Source organism: Streptomyces sp. NPDC054047 (assembly GCF_055585065.1).
In genome coordinates this window covers 280,143-298,777 of sequence record NZ_JBVJKV010000001.1, presented here as the reverse complement: position 1 = coordinate 298,777, position 18,635 = coordinate 280,143, and the positions used below count along the sequence as shown (strand labels likewise).

Sequence of the window (18,635 nt, the reverse complement as noted above, 5' to 3'; positions counted from 1 at the left end):
GGACCATGACCACCAGCCACACGAGTGACGCGAACGGTGCCGGTGCCGCGGACGAGGCCGTGCGCGCCGAACTGTCCCGCCTGCGCGACAGCATCGACAACATCGACGCGGCCGTCGTCCACATGCTCGCCGAGCGCTTCAAGTGCACCCAGCAGGTCGGCCACCTCAAGGCCAACCACCATCTCCCGCCCGCCGACCCGGACCGCGAGGCCCGCCAGATCGCCCGGCTCCGCGAGCTCGCGGAGAGCGCGAAGCTGGACCCGGCGTTCGCCGAGAAGCTGCTGAACTTCATCATCGCGGAGGTCATCCGCCACCACGAGACGATCGCCAAGTCTTCCTGATGATCTGAGGGCACCCCGCATCACCGGCGAGGTCATCAGGCAGCATGGACGCATGCCCGTACTGACGCGCGACGAAGCGCAGACCCGAGCCCGGCTCATCGACGTCCAGCGGTACACGGTCGAGCTCGACCTCACCCAGGGCGCCGAGACCTTCGGCTCCCGTACCGTCATCCGGTTCACGGCGCTCGGCGAGAGCGCGGCCACGGTGGACACCTTCGTCGAGCTCAAGCCGGCCGAGCTGCGTTCCGTCACCCTCGACGGGCAGCCGCTCGACCCGGCGGGCCTGGTGGAGAACCGGCTCGCGCTCACCGGACTCACCGCGGGCGAGCACGAACTGCGCGTCGACGCGGCCATGCGCTACTCGCACACCGGCGAGGGCATGCACCGCTTCACCGACCCCACGGACGGCGAGGTGTACACGTACACGCAGCTGTTCATGGAGGACGTGCAGCGGGTCTTCGCCGCCTTCGACCAGCCCGACCTGAAGTCCGTCTTCGAGCTGACCGTCACCGCCCCGGAGGGCTGGACGGTCCTCGCGAACGGCGTGACCGAGCACGTGGGCGGCGGGACGTGGCGGGCCGCCGCCACCCCGCTGATCTCCACGTACCTCGTCGCCGTCGCCTCGGGCCCCTGGCACTCGGTCCGCACCGAACACCGCGGCCTTCCCTTCGGCATCCACTGCCGCCGCTCGCTCGCGCCCTTCCTGGACGCGGACGCCGACGAGATCCTCGACGTCACGCGCGCGTGCTACGACCGGTACCACGAGAAGTTCGAGGAGCCCTACCCCTTCGACTCCTACGACCAGGCGTTCGTCCCGGAGTTCAACGCGGGCGCGATGGAGAACCCCGGACTCGTCACCTTCCGCGACGAGTTCATCTACCGCTCGGCGGTCACCGAGACCGAGCGGCAGACCCGCGCCATGGTCATCGCCCACGAGATGGCCCACATGTGGTTCGGCGACCTCGTCACGCTGCGCTGGTGGGACGACATCTGGCTGAACGAGTCCTTCGCCGAGTACATGGGCTTCCAGACCACCGCCGAGGCCACCCGCTTCCGGGACACCTGGACCGACTTCGGCGTCGCCCGCAAGTCGTGGGGGTACGACGCCGACCAGCGCCCCTCCACGCACCCCGTCGCGCCCGACCCGGACGCCGTGCCCGACACCGCGTCCGCGATGCTCAACTTCGACGGCATCTCGTACGCCAAGGGCGCGTCCGCCCTGCGCCAACTCGTCGCCTGGCTGGGCGAGAAGGACTTCCTCGCCGGCATCAACACCCACATCGCCCGGCACAAGTTCGCCAACGCCACCCTCGCCGACTTCATCGAATCCCTCGCGCACAACACCGACCGCGACGTGCACGGATGGGCCGACGCCTGGCTGCGCACCACCGGCGTCGACACGCTCACCTCGACGGTCACGCACGACGCACGGGAGTGGACCCTCGCCGTCGACCGCGCGGGCAGCCGCCCCCACCGCGTCGCGGTCGGGGTCTTCGACCGCGACCTCACCGACCCCCAGGGCCTGGTCCTGCGCGAGCGGTACGAGACGGACGTGCCCCGCTCCGGAGCTGCCGCCCCGCCGCGCGACGGCGGGCGCCCCGCCCTGATCGTCCCGAACGACCAGGACCTCACGTACGCCAAGGTCCGCCTCGACGAGGTCTCCATGGAGACCGCCCTGCGCAGCCTCTCCCGCGTCCCCGACGCCCTGACCCGCGCCGTCCTGTGGAACAGCCTGCGCGACATGGTCCGCGACGGCGAACTCGCGGGCAGGACCTACCTGGAGGCGGCCCGCGCGCATCTGCCCGAGGAGACCGACCTCGCCCTCGTCCAGGGCGTCCTCGCCTTCGCCACCACCCACGTCGCGGGCCGCTTCCTGTCACCGGCCGAGCGGCCCTTCGCCCTCACCACGCTCACCGAGCTGTGCCGCGACCTGATCCGGCGCACGGAGGACGGCTCGCACGCGGGTCTGCGGCTCACCGCCGTGCGCGGCTTCATCGACGTGGCGACGCGCCCCGACCCGCTCCAGGAGTGGCTCGCCGAGGGCACCGTCCCCGGCGGTCCCGAGCTCGACCCCGAGCTGCGCTGGCGCGTCCTGACCCGCCTCGCCGTCCTCGGCGCCGCCGACGAGTCCGCGATCGCCGCCGAGCTGGAGCGCGACCCCAGCGCCACCGGGCAGGAGGGCGCGGCCCGCTGCCGTGCCGCGCTGCCGGAGCCGGAGGCCAAGCGCCGCGCGTGGGAGGCGATGTTCGCGTCCGACGACCTCTCGAACTACCTCCTCACCGCCACCGCCCAGGGCTTCTGGCAGCCCGAACAGGCCGATCTCGTACGGGAGTACGTCCCCCGCTACTTCGAGGACGCGGTCGCCGTGGCGGCCCGGCGCGGCCCCGCCATCGCCGACGTCGCGGGACGGTGGGCCTTCCCCGCGTCCTCGGTGGACGCCCAGACGCTCCGCCTGGGCCGGGAGTGCCTGCGCGACGCCGACCCCATCCCCGCCCTGCGCCGCAAGCTGGCCGACCAACTGGACGACCTGGCAAGGGCGTTGAAGGTGCGGGAGGCGACGGGGTCCTAGTCCCGGCGGGTGCGGGGGCCAGGTCCGGGGAGAGAACCACCTGGGCCTGGGCCCAGCGGACGATCCCGCGGCCGGCCGACCGACCCGCCCTGGGTCGAAGGTCCCGCACAAGATCCTTCGCACCTCCGGCGGGGCTTCTAGCACTCAAGGTCCCGCCAACACCGTTTCTCCGCACGGCAGTACCACTTTCGGGTTCGGATCGTTGAGCTCTCCGGGCGTGCCGTCCGCTCGGCGGACAGGCTGGATGTCCCCGCCCACGCGCACCCGAAGGACGTCGCCCATGAGCACTCCGCCGCCCCTCGCCGGAGGCGCCCGAGGACCCGAGGCGCTGCGGCCGTTGCTCACCGCCACCCTGGACGCCCTGCGCACCGGGGCGACCGCGCGTGGCGGACCGCTCCCGGCGGGCGGCCCCACCGCCGTCGCCGCCCGGGTGCGCGAGGCCGCGGGCGAGGTCCTGCCCGACCGGGGGGACGGCGCCGAAGCGGCCCTGCGCACGCTGGTCCACGCGCTCGCCGAAGGCGCCGCCGACCCCGCGGACCCCCTGTGCGCGGCCCACCTGCACTGCCCGCCGCTCGCGCTCGCCGTCGCCGCCGACCTGGCCGCGTCCGCGCTCAACCCCTCCATGGACTCCTGGGACCAGGCGCCCGCCGCCTCGGAGATCGAGACCCTGGTCACGCGCGCCCTCGCCGCGGAGGCCTACGGCCCCGGCAGGGGAGACGCCCTCGTCACCACCGGCGGCACGGAGGCCAATCAGCTGGCCCTCCTCCTGGCCCGCGAGCGCACCGCCGCGCACGGCCCCGTCCAGCTCATCGTCGGTGAGAACGCCCACCACTCCCTGGGCCGCGCCGCCTGGCTCCTCGGCATGCCGGAGCCGGTCACCGTCCCCGCGCCCGCCGGCGTCCTCGACCCGGCCGCACTCGACGAGGCGCTGTCCCAACTCACCGGTCCACCCGGCACGTTCCTCGTCGCCGCCACCGCGGGCACCACCGACGCCGGGCTCGTCGACCCCCTCGACCAGATCGCCGGCCTCTGCGCGGAGCACGGCGCCCGCCTGCACGTCGACGCCGCGTACGGCGGTCCGCTCCTCTTCAGCGACGTACGAAGAGGGCTGCTGCGCGGCATGGAGCGCGCCGACAGCGTCACGTTCGACCTGCACAAGCTCGGCTGGCAGCCCGTCGCCGCCGGTCTGCTCCTGGTCCGCGAGCCGCACGACCTCACGGCGCTCGACCACCGCGCCGACTACCTCAACGCGGGCGACGACACCGAAGCGGGCCTGCCCGACCTCCTCGGCCGCTCCCTGCGCACCACGCGCAGGCCCGACGTGCTGAAGATCGCCGTCACCCTCAAGGCCCTGGGCCGTGCGGGGATCGGCGCACTCGTCGACCAAGTCTGCGAGCAGGCGCGGGAGTTCGCCGGGCTCATCGCCGCGCACCCCGGTTTCGAGCTGTACGACGCGCCCGTCATCAGCACGGTCCTGTTCCGGCCCGTGGACGCCGACGACGAGCACATCGCGTACGTACGGCGTGAGCTGCTCGCCCAGGGTCGTGCCGTGCTCGGGCGGGCCAGGATCGACGGACGCCGCTGGCTCAAGGCCACTCTGCTCAACCCGCACACCCGGCCCGGCGACCTCGCCGAGCTCTTGAAGCTCGTGGAAGGAACCACCCCCCGATGACCGGCCAGAACGACAAGCCCGCCCCGCCGCTCACCACACCCGAGGACCCCCGGGACCTGGTCGGCATCGGCATCGGCCCCTTCAACCTCTCCCTCGCCGCCCTCGCCCAGCCGCTGGCCGGACTCGACGCCGCCTTCTACGAACAGCGGCCCGGCTTCCACTGGCACCCGGGGCTCCTCATCGACGGCGCGAGCCTCCAAGTTCCCTTCCTCGCCGACCTGGTGACCCTCGCCGACCCGGCGAACCCCTGGTCCTTCCTCAACTACCTCAAGACCCGTGAGCGGCTCTTCCCCTTCTACTTCGCCGAGCGGTTCCACATCCAGCGCGCCGAGTACGACGCTTACTGCCGCTGGGTCAGCGAGAACCTGCCCGCGCTGCACTTCGGGCACCAGGTCGACGCGGTGCGCTGGAACCCCGAAAAGGACCTCTTCGAAGTCGACTTCACACAGCTCGACGCCGAGGGCGAGGCCGAGGCGCTCGGCCGGACGTACACGAAGAACATCGCCGTGGGCATCGGCACCGCGCCCTACGTCCCCGAACCCCTGAAGCCCCTCGCGGAGGCCCCCGCCGTCCCCGTGATCCACTCCGCGGACTATCTCCTGCACCGCGACCGGCTGCTCGCCGCCGACCACATCACCGTCATCGGCTCGGGCCAGTCGGGCGCCGAGGTCTTCCTCGACCTGCTCAAGCACCGGCCGCTCGGCGCCGAGAAGATCCACTGGCTGGCCCGTACCGAAGCCTTCGCGCCCATGGAGTACTCCAAGCTCGGCCTGGAGCACTTCACCCCGGACTACACCCGCTTCTTCCACTCGCTGCCGGAAGCCGTGCGCGACGGTCTCGTCCCCCACCAGTGGCAGCTCCACAAGGGCATCGACGCCGACACCATCGCGGCCATCCACGACGAGCTCTACCAGCGCACCCTGCACGGAGGCTGGCCCGACGCCGTCCTCACGCCGGGCGTCTGCGTGCGCACCGCGGGCCGCGTCGCCACCACCCGCGTGGAGCTCCACCTGGAACACCTCCAGCAGGGCACCCGCTCCCGCCTCACCACGGACGCGGTCGTCCTCGCCACGGGCTACCGCGAGCGCCCCCTGGACCAGCTCCTCGCGGGCCTCGACCCCTACATCCGCAGGGACTCCTCGGAGCGCCCCCGCATCGACGAGCAGTACCGCCTCGTCCTGGACCCCTCCGTCACCGGCGGGGGTGGCAACGTCTACGTGCAGAACGCCGAGCGCCACACCCACGGCGTCGGCGCCCCCGACCTGGGCCTCGCCGCCTGGCGCAGCGCCACCATCCTCAACTCCCTGACGGGCAGGGCCCCCTACCCCCTCCCGCAGCGCACCGCGTTCACCAGCTTCGGCCTCCAGGAGTCCCGGGCCCGCACCGCCGCCGGCCTCATCGGCGAACAGCGCGGCAACCTCGTGCCCCTGAAGAACTGACGCGGCCTCAAGAACACCCGCCTCAGAACACCGGCGTGCCGTCCCGGGTCAGCTTCCAGTCCACCGACGCGAACTGGCCCGGGTCGACCGTTCCCTTCGCCTGGACCCACTGGATGATCGTGTTGCGGATCTCGTCCGAGTTCGCCCACAGCTGCTTGGCGGCGGCCACGTGCGGGAAGTTGCCGCCGCCGCTGGCGCGGTAGTTGTTGACCGCGAGCACGAACTCGGCCTTCGGGTCGATGTCCTTGCCGTCGAAGCTGAGCTTCACGATCCGCGAACCCACGGGCTTGGCGATGTCGATCTCGTACGTCACGCCGTACAGCGCGTCGTAGTTGTAGTCCGGGGTGTTGTCCGCGTTCGTCAGCTTCGCCGGGTCCACCGGGACGCCGGCCGCCGTCCGCACGTAGTAGCGCGCCGAGAACTCCAGGTACTCCTTGAGCTGCGCGCCCGTGATGAGCCGCGCCTCAAGGGTGTTCTCGAACGGGTAGAGCCCCGCCGCGTCCTTGATCGTCACCTCGCCCGCCGGGATGCCCGCCGTGCGCGAGAAGCACGAGGCCTGCGAGAGCACCGGCAGCGCCGCGTACTGGCCGCCCTTGAGCGCCTCCTTGACCGTCTCCGCCTGGACGTGGCTGATCAGGTCGATGATCGCGACATCCTTGTACGGGCCTTCGGCCGTGCTCATCGCCTGCGTCGAGGTGCCGATGACCTGGTTGACGTACGCGACGACCTTCTTGTGCTCGTCGGCCAGGAGGCGGGTGACCTTCTTGTCCTCCGCCGCCGTGTTGGAGTTGAGGACCTGCGCGCCGACCTTCTCCACCGTCCAGCGGCCCTTGGCCCACACCAGGTCGAAGTCGAAGAGCGTCAGGCGCTGACCCCACTTCAGCGGCTCGGACAGGACGACCTTCTTGCCGGTCTCCTTGTTCTGAACGAAGTACTCGGGGATCTCCGTGTGCGCGTGCCCGACCAGGATCGCGTCGATGCCGGGCACCTGCTCGGCCACCAGGCCCGCCGCGTTCTCGATGTGCGGGAGCTGGTCGCCGTACGAGGAGGTGCCGCTGGAGCCGGAGTGCGCCGAGACGATCACGACGTCGGCGCCCATGGAGCGGAGCTTGGGCACCCACTTCGCCGCCTGCTCCTCCAGGCCCGGGAACGTCATCTTGCCCTGGACGTTGGCCTTGTCCCAGATCGCGATGCCGGGGTTCGTCAGACCCAGGACCGCCACCTTCACGTCACGGCCGTGCGGGGTGCGCAGCCGCTTCATGAAGTACGGCGGGAAAGCGGGCTTCTGCGTCTTCGCGTCGAGCGCGTTGGCGCCGAGCAGCGGGAAGTCGCACTGCTCCTCGAACTTCCGCAGGACGGGAATGCCGTAATTGAATTCGTGGTTGCCGAGCGCCGCCGCGTCGTAGCCGATGCTGTTCATCGCCTGCGCCATCGGATGGACCGGGCCGTGCGCGGCGGTGATCGGGTCGATCTTGGCGTAGTAGTACGAGAGCTGGGTGCCCTGAATGGTGTCGCCCGCGTCGATGAGGAGCGTGTTGCGGCGGCCTCTCTCCTCGCGGATCTCGTTCACGAGGGTGGAGATCTTCGCCAGGCCCACGTCGTTGTGGTCCTTGTCGTCGAACTCCTTGTCCGTGAAGTAGTCCCAGTTGAAGACGTTGCCGTGCAGGTCCGTCGTGCCCATGACGGTGAACGAGTACCGCTTCTTCCGCTTGGCGGGCTTCCCGGGCGCCTGCGCGGAGGCAGCGGGCGCGGCGGCCACGCCGCCCGCGAGCGCCACGCCCGTGGCGGCGGCGGACTTGCCCAGGAACTTGCGGCGGTTCAGCGGCATTTCGTACTCCCCTTGGATCTTGGTCGATCGATGTAACGCGCGTAGATTCTGACCCCGACCGCCCCACCGGCAACAGACCCCGCAGGTTTCGATCCGATGACTGTCCGGTGCCGTGTCCCGATGACTGTCCGGTGCCGCCCCCCAGTGCGAGAGTGGCCGCATGGACGACACCACCCCCGAGACCACCCGCACCCCGGCCCCCTACGGCACCCCCGACGCCCCGCGCCTGGCCGTGAAGGGCGAGGCGCACCTGGAGGTCGACCCCGAGATCGCCCGCATCGGCATCACGGTCAGCGCGCGCGGCACCGACCGGCGCGACGCCCTGAACGACCTGACGCGCCGCAACGCCACCGTCATCGACCTGGTGAAGACGTACGGCGAATCCGTCGAGACGCTGGAGACCGGCGCCTTCTCCATCAGCCCCGAACTGACCAAGCACGGCCGCGGCGAACGCGTCCGCGCCTACCACGGCCGGGTCCACATCACCGCCGAGCTCACCGACTTCACCGCGCTCGGCGAGCTCACCACACGCCTGGCGGACCTCGAACTGACCCGTGTCGACGGCCCCTACTGGGCGCTGCGCCCCGACTCGCCCACCCACCGCGACGCCCGCCAGCAGGCGGTCAGGGAAGCGGTGCAGCGGGGCCGGGAGTACGCGGAGGCGCTGGGGACCGGTCTCGCCGCGCTCGTCGAGCTCGCCGACATCGGCGCCGAGAACGCCCAGCCGTACGGCTACGGCGGCCCGTCGCCCGCCATGCGCACCGTCGCGTACGGCGGCGCGGCCGACATGGTCCAGGAAGCCGCCCCCCTGGACCTCGAACCCCAGCGGCAGCACGTCTACGCACAGGTCAACGCGCGCTTCACGATGACACCGCCGCGGCTTTAGTCACGCAGGGCTTCGACAGGGCGAAGCGCGCGGTAAATCGCTCATCAGAGCAGCGCCCCGCACAATTCAACACTTGTCAATAACCTTTCACGCAAAGGTTGTTGAGTAGTCACGCCCAGCCAATTCTCTACCGGCCGGTAAGGCCTAGGCTCGAAGCATGCGCCGAGCAAAAATCGTCTGCACCCTGGGCCCCGCCACCGACTCGTACGACCAGATCAAGGCACTGGTCGAAGCCGGAATGGACGTGGCCCGCTTCAACCTCAGCCACGGCACGTACGCCGAGCACGAGGAGCGCTACCAGCGCGTACGCAAGGCATCGGACGAGACCGGCCGCAGCGTCGGCGTCCTCGCCGACCTTCAAGGCCCGAAGATCCGCCTCGGCCGCTTCAGCGAAGGCCCCGTACTCCTTGAACGCGGTGACGAGTTCACCATCACCGTCGAGGAGGGCGTCGAGGGCGACCGCCAGACCTGCGGCACGACCTACGACGGCCTCGCCGAGGACGTCACCCCGGGTGAGCGCATCCTCGTCGACGACGGCAAAGTGACCCTGGAGGTCACCGCGGTCGATGGTCCCCGCGTCACCACCACCGTGGTCGAGGGCGGCATGGTCTCCGACCACAAAGGGCTCAACCTCCCCGGCGTCGCCGTCTCCGTCCCCGCGCTCTCCGAGAAGGACGAGGCGGACCTGCGCTGGGCCCTGCGTTCAGGGTTCGACGTCATCGCGCTGTCCTTCGTCCGCAGCGGACGCGACATCGAGGACGTGCACCGCATCATGGACGAGGAGGGCCGCCGCCTCCCCGTCATCGCCAAGGTGGAGAAGCCGCAGGCCGTCGAGAACATCGACGACATCGTCGCCGCCTTCGACGCGATCATGGTCGCCCGCGGCGACCTGGGCGTCGAGATGCCTCTTGAACAGGTGCCGATCGTCCAGAAGCGCGCCATCAAGCTCGCCAAGCGGAACGCGAAGCCGGTCATCGTGGCGACCCAGATGCTCGACTCGATGATCGACAACTCCCGCCCCACGCGCGCGGAGGCCTCGGACGTGGCGAACGCCGTCATCGACGGCACGGACGCGGTGATGCTCTCCGGCGAGACCAGCGTCGGCAAGTACCCCATCGAGACGGTCCGCACGATGGGCCGCATCGTCGAGGCCGCCGAGGAGGACATCCTCGCCAAGGGCCTGCCGCCGCTGACCGAGCGGAACAAGCCCCGCACCCAGGGCGGTGCCGTGGCCCGCGCCGCCGCCGAGATGGGCGACTTCCTGGGCGCGAAGTTCCTGGTCGCCTTCACGCAGTCCGGCGACACGGTCCGCCGCCTCTCGCGCTACCGCTCGCCCATCCCGCTGCTCGCCTTCACCCCGGACCGGGCGACGCGCTCGCAGCTGAACCTCACGTGGGGCGTGGAGACCTTCCTCGGCCCGCACGTCGACTCCACCGACGCCATGGTCAAGCAGGTCGACGAACTGCTCCTGAAGTTCGGCCGCTGCGAGAAGGGCGACGTGGTGGTCATCACCGCGGGCTCCCCGCCCGGAGTCGCGGGCTCCACCAACCTCGTACGCATCCACCACATCGGCGAGGACGACAGCCCCAAGTAGGCGGATCGTGTACGAGTGACGAAGGGCCGCTTCGGGGGGAGCGGCCCCTCGGCCATGTACGGCCCCTTACGGCGTGACGATCGCGAAATTCGGGTCCGGCTTCTCCACCACGCCGAGCAGCTTCGCGAGGAGCGACGCGTCGCCCTCCACCTTGATGTCACCAAGGCCCTTGCCGCCCAGCATCGCGAGCAGCTGAGGCTTGGTCATCGTCAGCGTGACGCCCGCTTGCGGGTCCTTCTTCGTGTCGCTGCGGTACGTCAACACCCCGTTTCGCAACGTCAGATGCCAGATCTTGCCCAGGGCCGGAAGGCTCCAGTCCATGCGCAGCTTCAGGTCCCAGGCCTTCGGGCCGTTCACGCGGATCGCCACCGAATCGATCAGCTGGTCCACCGAGAGCGCCATCAGCATGTCCGCGCTCGCCACGGAGGTGGGGGACTCCTTCACCCCCTCGCGCAGCTCCTGAGCACCCATCAGGTAGAAGTTCCGCCAGACGGCGTTCTCGGAGGCCTGCCCCAACTTCACGTAGAGCGCGGCGAGTTCTGCCCTGGCGGCCTTGTGGCCGGGGTCCGCGAACACCACGTGATTGAGCAGCGTCACCGCGAACCGCGGATCGCCGCCGCGCGCGAACGCCTTGGCCTTGGCGACCGTCGCCGTCCGGCCGCCCATGGCCTTGACGTACCGCTTGGCCTCCTCAACCGGCGGGTGCTCCCACAGGTGGGCGGGATTGCCGTCGAACCAGCCCATGTACCGCTGGTAGATGCCCTTCACGTTGTGGCTCAGCGATCCGTAGTACCCGCGATTCGCCCATACGCCGGCCAGCGCGGGCGGCAGCTCGATCTCCTCAGCGATCTCCCGCCCGGTCAACCCCTTGTTGATCATCCGCAACGTCTGGTCGTGCATGTACGCGTACAGATCCCGCTGCTGCTCCAGGAGCTCCACGATCGTCTCCCCGCCCCACGTCGGCCAGTGGTGCGAGGCGAAGGCGACGTCCACCCGCCCGTCGAACAGGACCACCGACTCGTTCAGGTAGTGCGCCCACTGCCGTGCGTCCCGCACCTGGGCGCCACGCAGCGTGATGATGTTGTGCATCGTGTGCGTCGCGTTCTCCGCCATGCAGACGGCGCGCAGCTCGCGGAGCACGAAGTTCATCTCCGCCGCCGCCTCGGTCCCCGGCGTCATCTGGAACTCGAACGTCACGCCGTCGACCGTCTCGACCTGACCGGTCTCGGTGATGTCCTTGGTCGGCGGTATCAGCCCGATCGACCCCACCGACACGGTCTGCCCGAGGCCGCAACCGATCTGCCCGGTGGGCGACTTGGGGAGCAGCGCCCCGTACATATAGCCGGAACGCCGCTGCATCGCGGTCCCGGCGTACACGTTCTCGGAGACGGCATGCTCCATGAAGTGCTCGGGCGCGAGGATCGGCACGTCCTTCACTGCGCCGTCCGGCAGCACACCACGGCAGCCGCCGAAGTGGTCGACGTGCGGATGCGTGTAAATGAGCCCGGTGACCTTCTTGTCGCCGCGGTGCGCGCGGAACAGCTTGAGCGCGGCGGCCGCGGTCTCCGCCGAGATCAGCGGATCGATGACGATGACACCGGTGTCGCCCTCGATGATCGTCATGTTCGACAGATCCAGGCCACGCACCTGATAGATGCGATCGGTGACCTTGTAGAGCCCTTGCTTGGACACGAGCTGCGACTGGCGCCACAGGCTCTTGTGCGCGGTCTTGGGGGCGTCCTTCTCAAGGAAGTCGTACGCGTCGCTGTCCCAGACGACCTGGCCCTTGGCGTTCTTCACGACCCCCGGGGTGAGGGCGGCGATGAACCCCTTGTCGGCGTCGGCGAAGTCGTTCCCGCCCGTGCTCGTGCCCTCGCGGTCGATGGCGGAGGCAGTCTGCGGATTCATGGCCACGGCTGCCGCGGCAGCACCCGCGGCGGCGGCAACGAAGCTGCGCCTGTTCAGGGGAGTCATGGGGCCGAAGATCGCAGCGGGGTACGGGGCGGGGCAAGGGTTCGCCGCGGATTTGGGGCAGCTCCCAGGGAGGGCGGGGGAGGGGAGTGACGCGTCATATTGCGCGGGCGGGGGTGGGGTCGGTACGTCGTTCAGTACTTGGGGCCTATGTGGGCGTCCATGAGGGCTACTGAGGCTTTGCGGGCGACGGAGATGTTGCGGCGGTTGGCGGCCTTCCAGTGGACGCCCACCTTGTCGAGGGCGTCCGTGAAGAGCTGGGTGATGTCGCCCGACAGGTTGGTGAAGAAGTACCGGGGGTACTCGTAACGCTTGAGCTCCCCGCCGACGAGGCGGGTCGTCCAGTTGGTGACGCGGCAGCCGTCGGAGTGGATGAGGCCGCGGATGAACTCCCAGGGGTGGTCGTCGACGATCTCCTGTTGCCAGGATTCGAGGGCGATGGTGCGGTTGTGTTTCTTCCCTGGAGCGTGCTGGGGAAAGAGACAGGGCCAGTGCTTGCTGGAGCAAGTGACTGCGACGCAGCCCTGCTTCTTGACGCGGCAGACGCGATTGTCCGGGCGCGCGGCGCGGATGGCGTTCTCGCACGCGTCGATCAAGCCGGGCCAGGCGTCAGCGCACACGATGCGGATGAAGTAGACGCCTCTTCGGCCTGCGCTGATGCAGCCGTCTCCGAGGTAGAGGCCCAGCAAGTAGGAGTACGCGACCGGGTCTTCGGGCTTGCCGGGGATATCGCGGCACCTCGGGCACGGAGTCACCCGACCGACCGGTTCGATACGGGTTTGCCAGGAGCGGATCGCGGCGCGCGAAATGCCGGTGCCCTTGCTGACGGAGTTCAGGCTGCGTCCTGCAGAGACCAGTGCCAGTGCTCGTTCACGAGCGCCCATGTCGTACATGTGGCTGAGCTTGGCTGGATCTTGGCGGGCATCGAGGCGATACAACGCCGCGTTCACCGCGAGGAGTGAAGATCGCCAACTTAGCGCCTGACCTTCGAATTGAAGGTAAAGTGCCCCGGGTGGGATTCGAACCCACGCTGGATGGTGTTTGAGACCACTGCCTCTGCCACTGGGCTACCGGGGCATCCTTCAGAATGAAGGTTAGCGGAGACCCGCCGTGTCTCAAACATACATGAGCTAGGTAGGGTCAGGGCAAGCAGTAACCTGCCCCGTACCTAGGAGCCCCCGTGACTTCCCCCGAGTCGCCCCAGCCCGTAGCCGATGACGACGACAAGTCGCACGTGCCTCCGCTGACGACCCGTGTCGTCATCGCCGAGGACGAGGCTCTTATCCGGCTCGACCTCAAGGAGATGCTTGAGGAAGAGGGTTACACCGTCGTCGGCGAGGCCGGTGACGGTGCGAAAGCCGTCGAGCTGGCCCGCGAGCACAAGCCGGACCTGGTCATCCTGGACGTGAAGATGCCCGTCATGGACGGCATCTCGGCGGCCGAGAAGATCGCCGAGGAGAGCATCGCCCCGGTGCTCATGCTGACCGCGTTCTCGCAGCGTGACCTCGTCGAGCGGGCCAGGGACGCCGGCGCGATGGCGTACCTCGTCAAGCCGTTCAGCAAGACCGACGTGGTGCCCGCCATCGAGATGGCCGTCTCGCGCTTCACGGAGCTGAAGACGCTGGAGAAGGAGGTCGCCGACCTCACCCTGCGTCTGGAGACGCGGAAGCTGGTGGACCGCGCGAAGTCCATCCTGCAGACGGAGTACGGCCTCACCGAGCCCGCCGCGTTCCGCTGGATCCAGAAGACGTCGATGGACCGGCGCCTTTCGATGCAGCAGGTCGCGGAGGCGGTCATCGAGGACGCCGACGAGAAGAAGGCGGCGAAGGGGCAGTAGCCCCAGGACCGTACGAGGAAGGCCCGCACTCCGGCTTCGGGGTGCGGGCCTTCTCGTATGCCGGGACGGAGTCCCTAGTCCTCGCCGAGGTACGCCTTGCGCACGGACTCGTCGTGCAGCAGGTTGTTCCCCGTCCCGGACAGGACGATCTTGCCGACCTCCATGACATGACCGTGGTCGGCGAGCGAGAGCGCCGCCTGGGCGTTCTGTTCGACGAGCAGAATGGTCGTGCCCTGGGACTTGAGCTCGGAAATCGTCGCCATGATCTTCTGCATCATGATCGGCGAAAGTCCCATGGAGGGCTCGTCGAGCATGAGCAGTTTGGGCTGGGACATGAGCGCGCGTCCCATGGCGAGCATTTGCTGCTCACCGCCGGAGAGCGTGCCCGCCGCCTGCTTTCTGCGCTCCCCGAGAATGGGGAAGAGCTCGTAGGCGCGCGCGATGTCCTTTTCGATGGCTGATTTGTCGCTGCGCAGATATGCGCCGAGGCGCAGATTGTTCTCGATCGTCATGCGCGGGAAGATGTGCCGGCCCTCGGGGGAGTGGGCGAGGCCGAGCGCGACGATCTGGTCGGCGCGGTATTTCCGCAGCGTTTTTCCGTTGAATTTGATGGAGCCGCCGACCGGCTTGAGCAGTCCGGAGAGCGTGCGCAGCGTGGTGGTCTTTCCCGCGCCGTTCGTGCCGATCAGGGTGACGACCTCGCCGGCCTCGACCTTGAAAGAGATGCCCTTGACGGCCTCGATCTTGCCGTAGGCGACCTTGAGGTCCTCGACTTCGAGCAGTGCGGTCATCAGCTGGTCTCCTCGTTGCCCGTCGCGTCGGCCTCTGTGCTGCCGGGGGCACCTTCGAAGGGCTCGCCCAGGTAGGCGGCGATGACGCGGTCGTCCTGCTGGACGGTCTCACTGTCGCCCTCGACGAGTTTCTCGCCTTGGACGAGTACGGCCACGCGGTCGCACAGGTTGAAGATGAAGCGCATGTCGTGCTCGATGACGAGTACGGCGATGCCCATGTCCCGGATGGCCAGGACGAGTTCCTCGGTGGCGCGGGTCTCCTGCGGGTTCATGCCCGCGGTCGGCTCATCCAGGAGGAGCAGACCCGGCTCGCTCGCGAGCGCGCGGGCGATCTCCAGCTTGCGCTGCTCGCCGTAGGGCAGGTTGCGGGAGAGGTGCTCCGCTTTCTCGGCGAGCCCGACGAACTCGAGCAGTTCCAGGGCGCGGGCCTTGGACTTGGCCTCCGCCTTGTGGAAGCCGGGGCCGCGCAGGAGGGCCGACCAGAGGCCTTCCTGCGTACGCGTGTGGCGTCCGACGAGGACGTTCTCCAGGACCGTCATGTTCGCGAAGAGACGGATGTTCTGGAAGGTGCGGGCCACGCCGGCCGCGGTGACCTTGAAGGACTTGCTGGGCAGGACCTTGCCCTTGTACCGGACTTCGCCCTCGGTGGGGATGTACAGGCCGGTGAGGCAGTTGAAGAAGGTCGTCTTGCCCGCGCCGTTGGGGCCGATGAGGCCGACGATCTCGCCGCTGTTCACGGTGAGGTCGACGGAGCGTACGGCGGTGAGGCCGCCGAAGCGCATCGTGACGCCCCGGGCATCGAGAACAGCCTCTCCGGCCGGCGAAGCGGCGGCGCTGTCCTTGCTGGTGGTGGTGTCGGTGGTCATGGCTCAGGCCCCTGTCTTGCTGAGGACTGTGGGTGGCGGCGTGTCGCCGGGAGCCAGGTCGGCCTCGTGGAACTCGAGCTGGCGGCGGCGGTTGGGGATCAGGCCCTCGGGGCGGAAGCGCATCAGGAGCACGAGCGCGAGGCCGAAGGCGAAGAGCTGGTAGTCGCCCAGGAACGAGAGCTTGCTCGGGATCAGGTAGAGCAGCGCGGCGCCGACGAGCGGTCCGCTGATGGTGCCCATGCCGCCGAGGACGACGGCGGCGAGCAGGAACGCCGAGTTCGGCGGGACCGTGTTGGCGAACTGGTACTGCTCGGGCGTCACGGTGTAGGTGACGTGCGCCTGCACCGTGCCCGCGAGTCCGGCGAGCGTGGCGCCGAGCGCGAAGGCGATGAGCTTCACGCGGAAGCCGTTGATGCCCATGGCGAGCGCCGCGGTCTCGTCCTCGCGGATGGCGACCCAGGCGCGCCCGATGCGGGAGTCGCCGCTGCGCCGGAAGACCAGGACGACGACGAGGGTGATGAGCAGCATCAGGAAGAAGTAGTTCGCGAATCGGCCGATGGTGACGCCGAGGATGGAGTGCTCGATGCCGAAGTCGAAGCCGAGGATCTTGAGGTTCGGGATCGAGGAGATGCCGTTCGAGCCGTTCGTGATGTCCGGACCCGAGGTGCCGTCGGCGTTCATCGCGACGATCCGGAAGATCTCTCCGAAGCCGAGGGTGACGATGGCGAGGTAGTCGCCGCGCAGCCTCAGCGTCGGGGCGCCGATGAGCACACCGAAGATGAGAGATGCGCTCGCGCCGACCAGGATCGCACCCCAGAACGGCAGATGGACGTCGAAGGGCGAGGACGGCGACCCGGAGACCATGGACGCCGCGTAGGCGCCGACGCCGAGGAAGGCGACGTATCCGAGGTCGAGGAGTCCGGCGAGGCCGACGACGATGTTCAGGCCGAGCGCGACGGTGGCGAAGATGAGGATGTAGACGCCGATGGTGGCGTACTGGTCGTCGCTCTGCGTGAACGGGAAGGCCGCGGCTGCGGCGAAGGCACCGCCGAGTGTGATGTTGCGGTGCCGCGCGGTGTAGGTGGAGACCTGGGCGACGAGCCCCGCCTTGGACAGCGCGGCGAAGCTGAACGCCACGGTGATCAGGAAGCCGATGAAGAGCTCGTCGTACTCGGTGCCGATGCCGTACGTGAAGACCAGGAGGCCCACGGCGAGCGCGGCGACGATGATCAGGATCTCGACATAGCTGGGGAGCTTGCGCGGCGTGGGCGGCGCCTCGGCGGCGAAGGCGCCCTTGAAGATGATGAGCCCGTTGCGCATGCGGTGCTTGAACTGCTCGCTGCCGGTGTCCTCGGGGTCGACCGCGTAGGTGTGCGGCCGGGTGAAGGGCAGGGCCAGGGTGCCGACGAAGGCGGCGAGGGTGGCGAGCGCGGCGACCCAGCCGCCGGGCTCCAGGTTGGCGAGGCCGCCCAGCTGGTAGCTGATCGAGATGATCGTGTACCAGGTGGTCGCGAAGGCGGCGAGAGCCGCGTACTTCAGCGCGGCGTCGGCTCCGCCGGGAGCGAGGGCTCGTACGCCCTTGACGCCGTACGAGGCGAGGCCGAAGAGCGTCGTCAGGAGGCCGGCGATCAGGACGAGGACCTGGAGGCCGCCGGGGTAGCCGTAGACGGTGAGGTCGCCGGGGAACGAGGAGGTCCAGGTCCAGGCGAGGAACGTGGAGATGACGGTCAGGATGCCGCCGCCGGTGGCCAGTGCGCGGGCGGGGCCCACGGGGATGGCGATGAGACCGGTGGGGGTGTCGTCCTGCTTGGGGGTGGGCGCGTCGGCCGCGGTGGTCTGTGTGGTCATGGTTGTCACGCCCTGTCCGCGACGCGCTCGCCAAGGAGACCTTGTGGCCTGACGAGGAGTACGACGATGAGGAGTACGAAGGCCCAGACGTCGGCCCAGGACTGCCCGCCGAGCTGGCTCATGCCGGGGATGTCGTTCATGTAGGCGGTGGCCATGGCTTCGGCGACTCCGAGGACCAGGCCTCCGAGCATCGCGCCGTAGATGTTGCCGATGCCTCCGAGCACGGCGGCCGTGAAGGCCTTGAGGCCCCAGAGGAAGCCCATGCGGAACTGGACTTCTCCGTAGCGGAAGCCGTAGGCGACGGCGGCGATGCCGGCGAAGGCGGCGCCGATCGCGAAGGCCACGACGATGACGCGGTCGGTGTTGACACCCATGAGCTTGGCGGTGTCGGGGTCCTGCGCGGTGGCCTGCATGCCGCGTCCGACGCGGGTCTTCATCACGAAGTAGCCGAGGGCGAACATGCAGATCGGGGCTGTGATCAGCAGGAAGATGTCGCCGGGCTGGATGGTGACGGAGCCCAGGTGGATGGAGTCACCGGGCATCTCGGGGAAGGTGCGGGACGACTTCGCGTTGGGGTACCAGGCCCAGACGGCCTGCTGCAGCGCGAGCGAGAGGCCGATGGCCGTGATGAGGGGTGCGAGGCGGGGTGCGCCGCGCAACGGGCGGTAGGCGAAGCGTTCGGCTCCGACCGCTATCAGGGTGGAGACGATGACGGCGCCTATGAGCATGAGCGGCAGGGCGAGCCACATGCTGGTGCCGCCCGGAAGCCACAGCCAGACGGTGAGAGCGCCGAAGCCGCCGACCATGAAGATCTCGCCATGGGCGAAGTTGATGAGCTGGACAATGCCGTAGACCATTGTGTAGCCGATGGCGATCAGGCCGTACATGGATCCCAGTAGCAGGCCGTTGACCAGCTGTTGCGGCAGTTCGTGCACCGCAGGTCCTCCGAGTCTTTCGGTGTCGTGCGGCCTGTTTGCGGTGGCTGTGGGCCTC

General features: G+C 69.2%; 14 protein-coding genes and 1 tRNA gene. 7 read left to right on the top strand and 8 right to left on the bottom strand.

What is annotated here, in order from left to right:
* Positions 1–5: 5 nt before the first annotated feature.
* From ACZ6ZP_RS01405 to ACZ6ZP_RS01390, 4 genes are all read left to right on the top strand, one after another.
* Complete coding sequence (locus ACZ6ZP_RS01405) at positions 6–341, top strand: chorismate mutase (protein WP_351162242.1); 336 nt, start codon at positions 6–8, stop codon at positions 339–341.
* Positions 342–393: 52 nt separating this feature from the next.
* Positions 394–2,910 (top strand): aminopeptidase N, encoded by a 2,517-nt coding sequence (gene pepN / locus ACZ6ZP_RS01400; protein WP_469405164.1) that lies wholly within the window; start codon positions 394–396, stop codon positions 2,908–2,910.
* A gap of 280 nt (positions 2,911–3,190) precedes the next feature.
* Positions 3,191–4,582 (top strand): pyridoxal phosphate-dependent decarboxylase family protein, encoded by a 1,392-nt coding sequence (locus ACZ6ZP_RS01395; protein WP_351162238.1) that lies wholly within the window; start codon positions 3,191–3,193, stop codon positions 4,580–4,582.
* The gene (locus ACZ6ZP_RS01390; protein ID WP_366464538.1) at positions 4,579–6,021 is read left to right on the top strand and encodes a lysine N(6)-hydroxylase/L-ornithine N(5)-oxygenase family protein; all 1,443 of its coding nucleotides are present in this window, start codon (positions 4,579–4,581) and stop codon (positions 6,019–6,021) included. The genes ACZ6ZP_RS01395 and ACZ6ZP_RS01390 overlap by 4 nt, the downstream gene beginning before the upstream one ends.
* 22 nt (positions 6,022–6,043) lie before the next feature.
* Here the strand turns inward: ACZ6ZP_RS01390 and ACZ6ZP_RS01385 are convergent, their stop codons facing one another.
* Positions 6,044–7,849, bottom strand: a complete 1,806-nt coding sequence (locus tag ACZ6ZP_RS01385) for a bifunctional metallophosphatase/5'-nucleotidase (protein ID WP_469405163.1) — start codon at positions 7,847–7,849, stop codon at positions 6,044–6,046.
* 160 nt (positions 7,850–8,009) lie between these two features.
* On the opposite strand from ACZ6ZP_RS01385, the gene ACZ6ZP_RS01380 reads away from it, so the two are divergent.
* Complete coding sequence (locus tag ACZ6ZP_RS01380; protein ID WP_361463675.1) at positions 8,010–8,735, top strand: SIMPL domain-containing protein; 726 nt, start codon at positions 8,010–8,012, stop codon at positions 8,733–8,735.
* Between the two features lie 157 nt (positions 8,736–8,892).
* Positions 8,893–10,329, top strand: coding sequence for a pyruvate kinase (gene pyk / locus ACZ6ZP_RS01375; RefSeq protein ID WP_351162230.1), 1,437 nt, complete (start codon positions 8,893–8,895; stop codon positions 10,327–10,329).
* Between the two features lie 66 nt (positions 10,330–10,395).
* Here pyk and ACZ6ZP_RS01370 read toward each other — a convergent pair whose 3' ends face one another.
* The 3 genes from ACZ6ZP_RS01370 to ACZ6ZP_RS01360 all read right to left on the bottom strand — a co-directional run bounded on the left by ACZ6ZP_RS01370 (position 10,396) and on the right by ACZ6ZP_RS01360 (position 13,377).
* Complete coding sequence (locus ACZ6ZP_RS01370; RefSeq protein ID WP_469405161.1) at positions 10,396–12,303, bottom strand: alkyl/aryl-sulfatase; 1,908 nt, start codon at positions 12,301–12,303, stop codon at positions 10,396–10,398.
* Between the two features lie 131 nt (positions 12,304–12,434).
* Positions 12,435–13,193: a transcriptional regulator gene (locus ACZ6ZP_RS01365; protein WP_351162527.1), complete on the bottom strand. Its 759-nt coding sequence runs from the start codon at positions 13,191–13,193 to the stop codon at positions 12,435–12,437.
* 111 nt (positions 13,194–13,304) lie between these two features.
* Positions 13,305–13,377: transfer RNA gene (locus ACZ6ZP_RS01360), tRNA-Leu, on the bottom strand.
* A 103-nt stretch (positions 13,378–13,480) separates the two neighbouring features.
* Between ACZ6ZP_RS01360 and ACZ6ZP_RS01355 the strand changes: the two genes are divergently transcribed.
* Complete coding sequence (locus ACZ6ZP_RS01355) at positions 13,481–14,137, top strand: ANTAR domain-containing response regulator (RefSeq protein WP_351162226.1); 657 nt, start codon at positions 13,481–13,483, stop codon at positions 14,135–14,137.
* Positions 14,138–14,211: 74 nt separating this feature from the next.
* Here the strand turns inward: ACZ6ZP_RS01355 and ACZ6ZP_RS01350 are convergent, their stop codons facing one another.
* From ACZ6ZP_RS01350 to ACZ6ZP_RS01335, 4 genes are read right to left on the bottom strand one after another with little or no spacing between them, the layout of a single operon-like run.
* A complete protein-coding gene (locus ACZ6ZP_RS01350; RefSeq protein WP_351162224.1) occupies positions 14,212–14,928 on the bottom strand; it encodes an ABC transporter ATP-binding protein in 717 nt (238 codons plus the stop codon).
* Positions 14,928–15,794 carry an ABC transporter ATP-binding protein gene (locus ACZ6ZP_RS01345; protein WP_469405159.1) on the bottom strand — a complete coding sequence of 289 codons (867 nt, stop codon included), beginning with the start codon at positions 15,792–15,794 and terminating at the stop codon, positions 14,928–14,930. The genes ACZ6ZP_RS01350 and ACZ6ZP_RS01345 overlap by 1 nt, the downstream gene beginning before the upstream one ends.
* Positions 15,795–15,797: 3 nt before the next feature.
* Positions 15,798–17,642: a branched-chain amino acid ABC transporter permease gene (locus ACZ6ZP_RS01340; RefSeq protein ID WP_361463669.1), complete on the bottom strand. Its 1,845-nt coding sequence runs from the start codon at positions 17,640–17,642 to the stop codon at positions 15,798–15,800.
* Positions 17,643–17,647: 5 nt separating this feature from the next.
* A complete protein-coding gene (locus ACZ6ZP_RS01335) occupies positions 17,648–18,577 on the bottom strand; it encodes a branched-chain amino acid ABC transporter permease (RefSeq protein WP_351162218.1) in 930 nt (309 codons plus the stop codon).
* Positions 18,578–18,635: the final 58 nt, after the last annotated feature.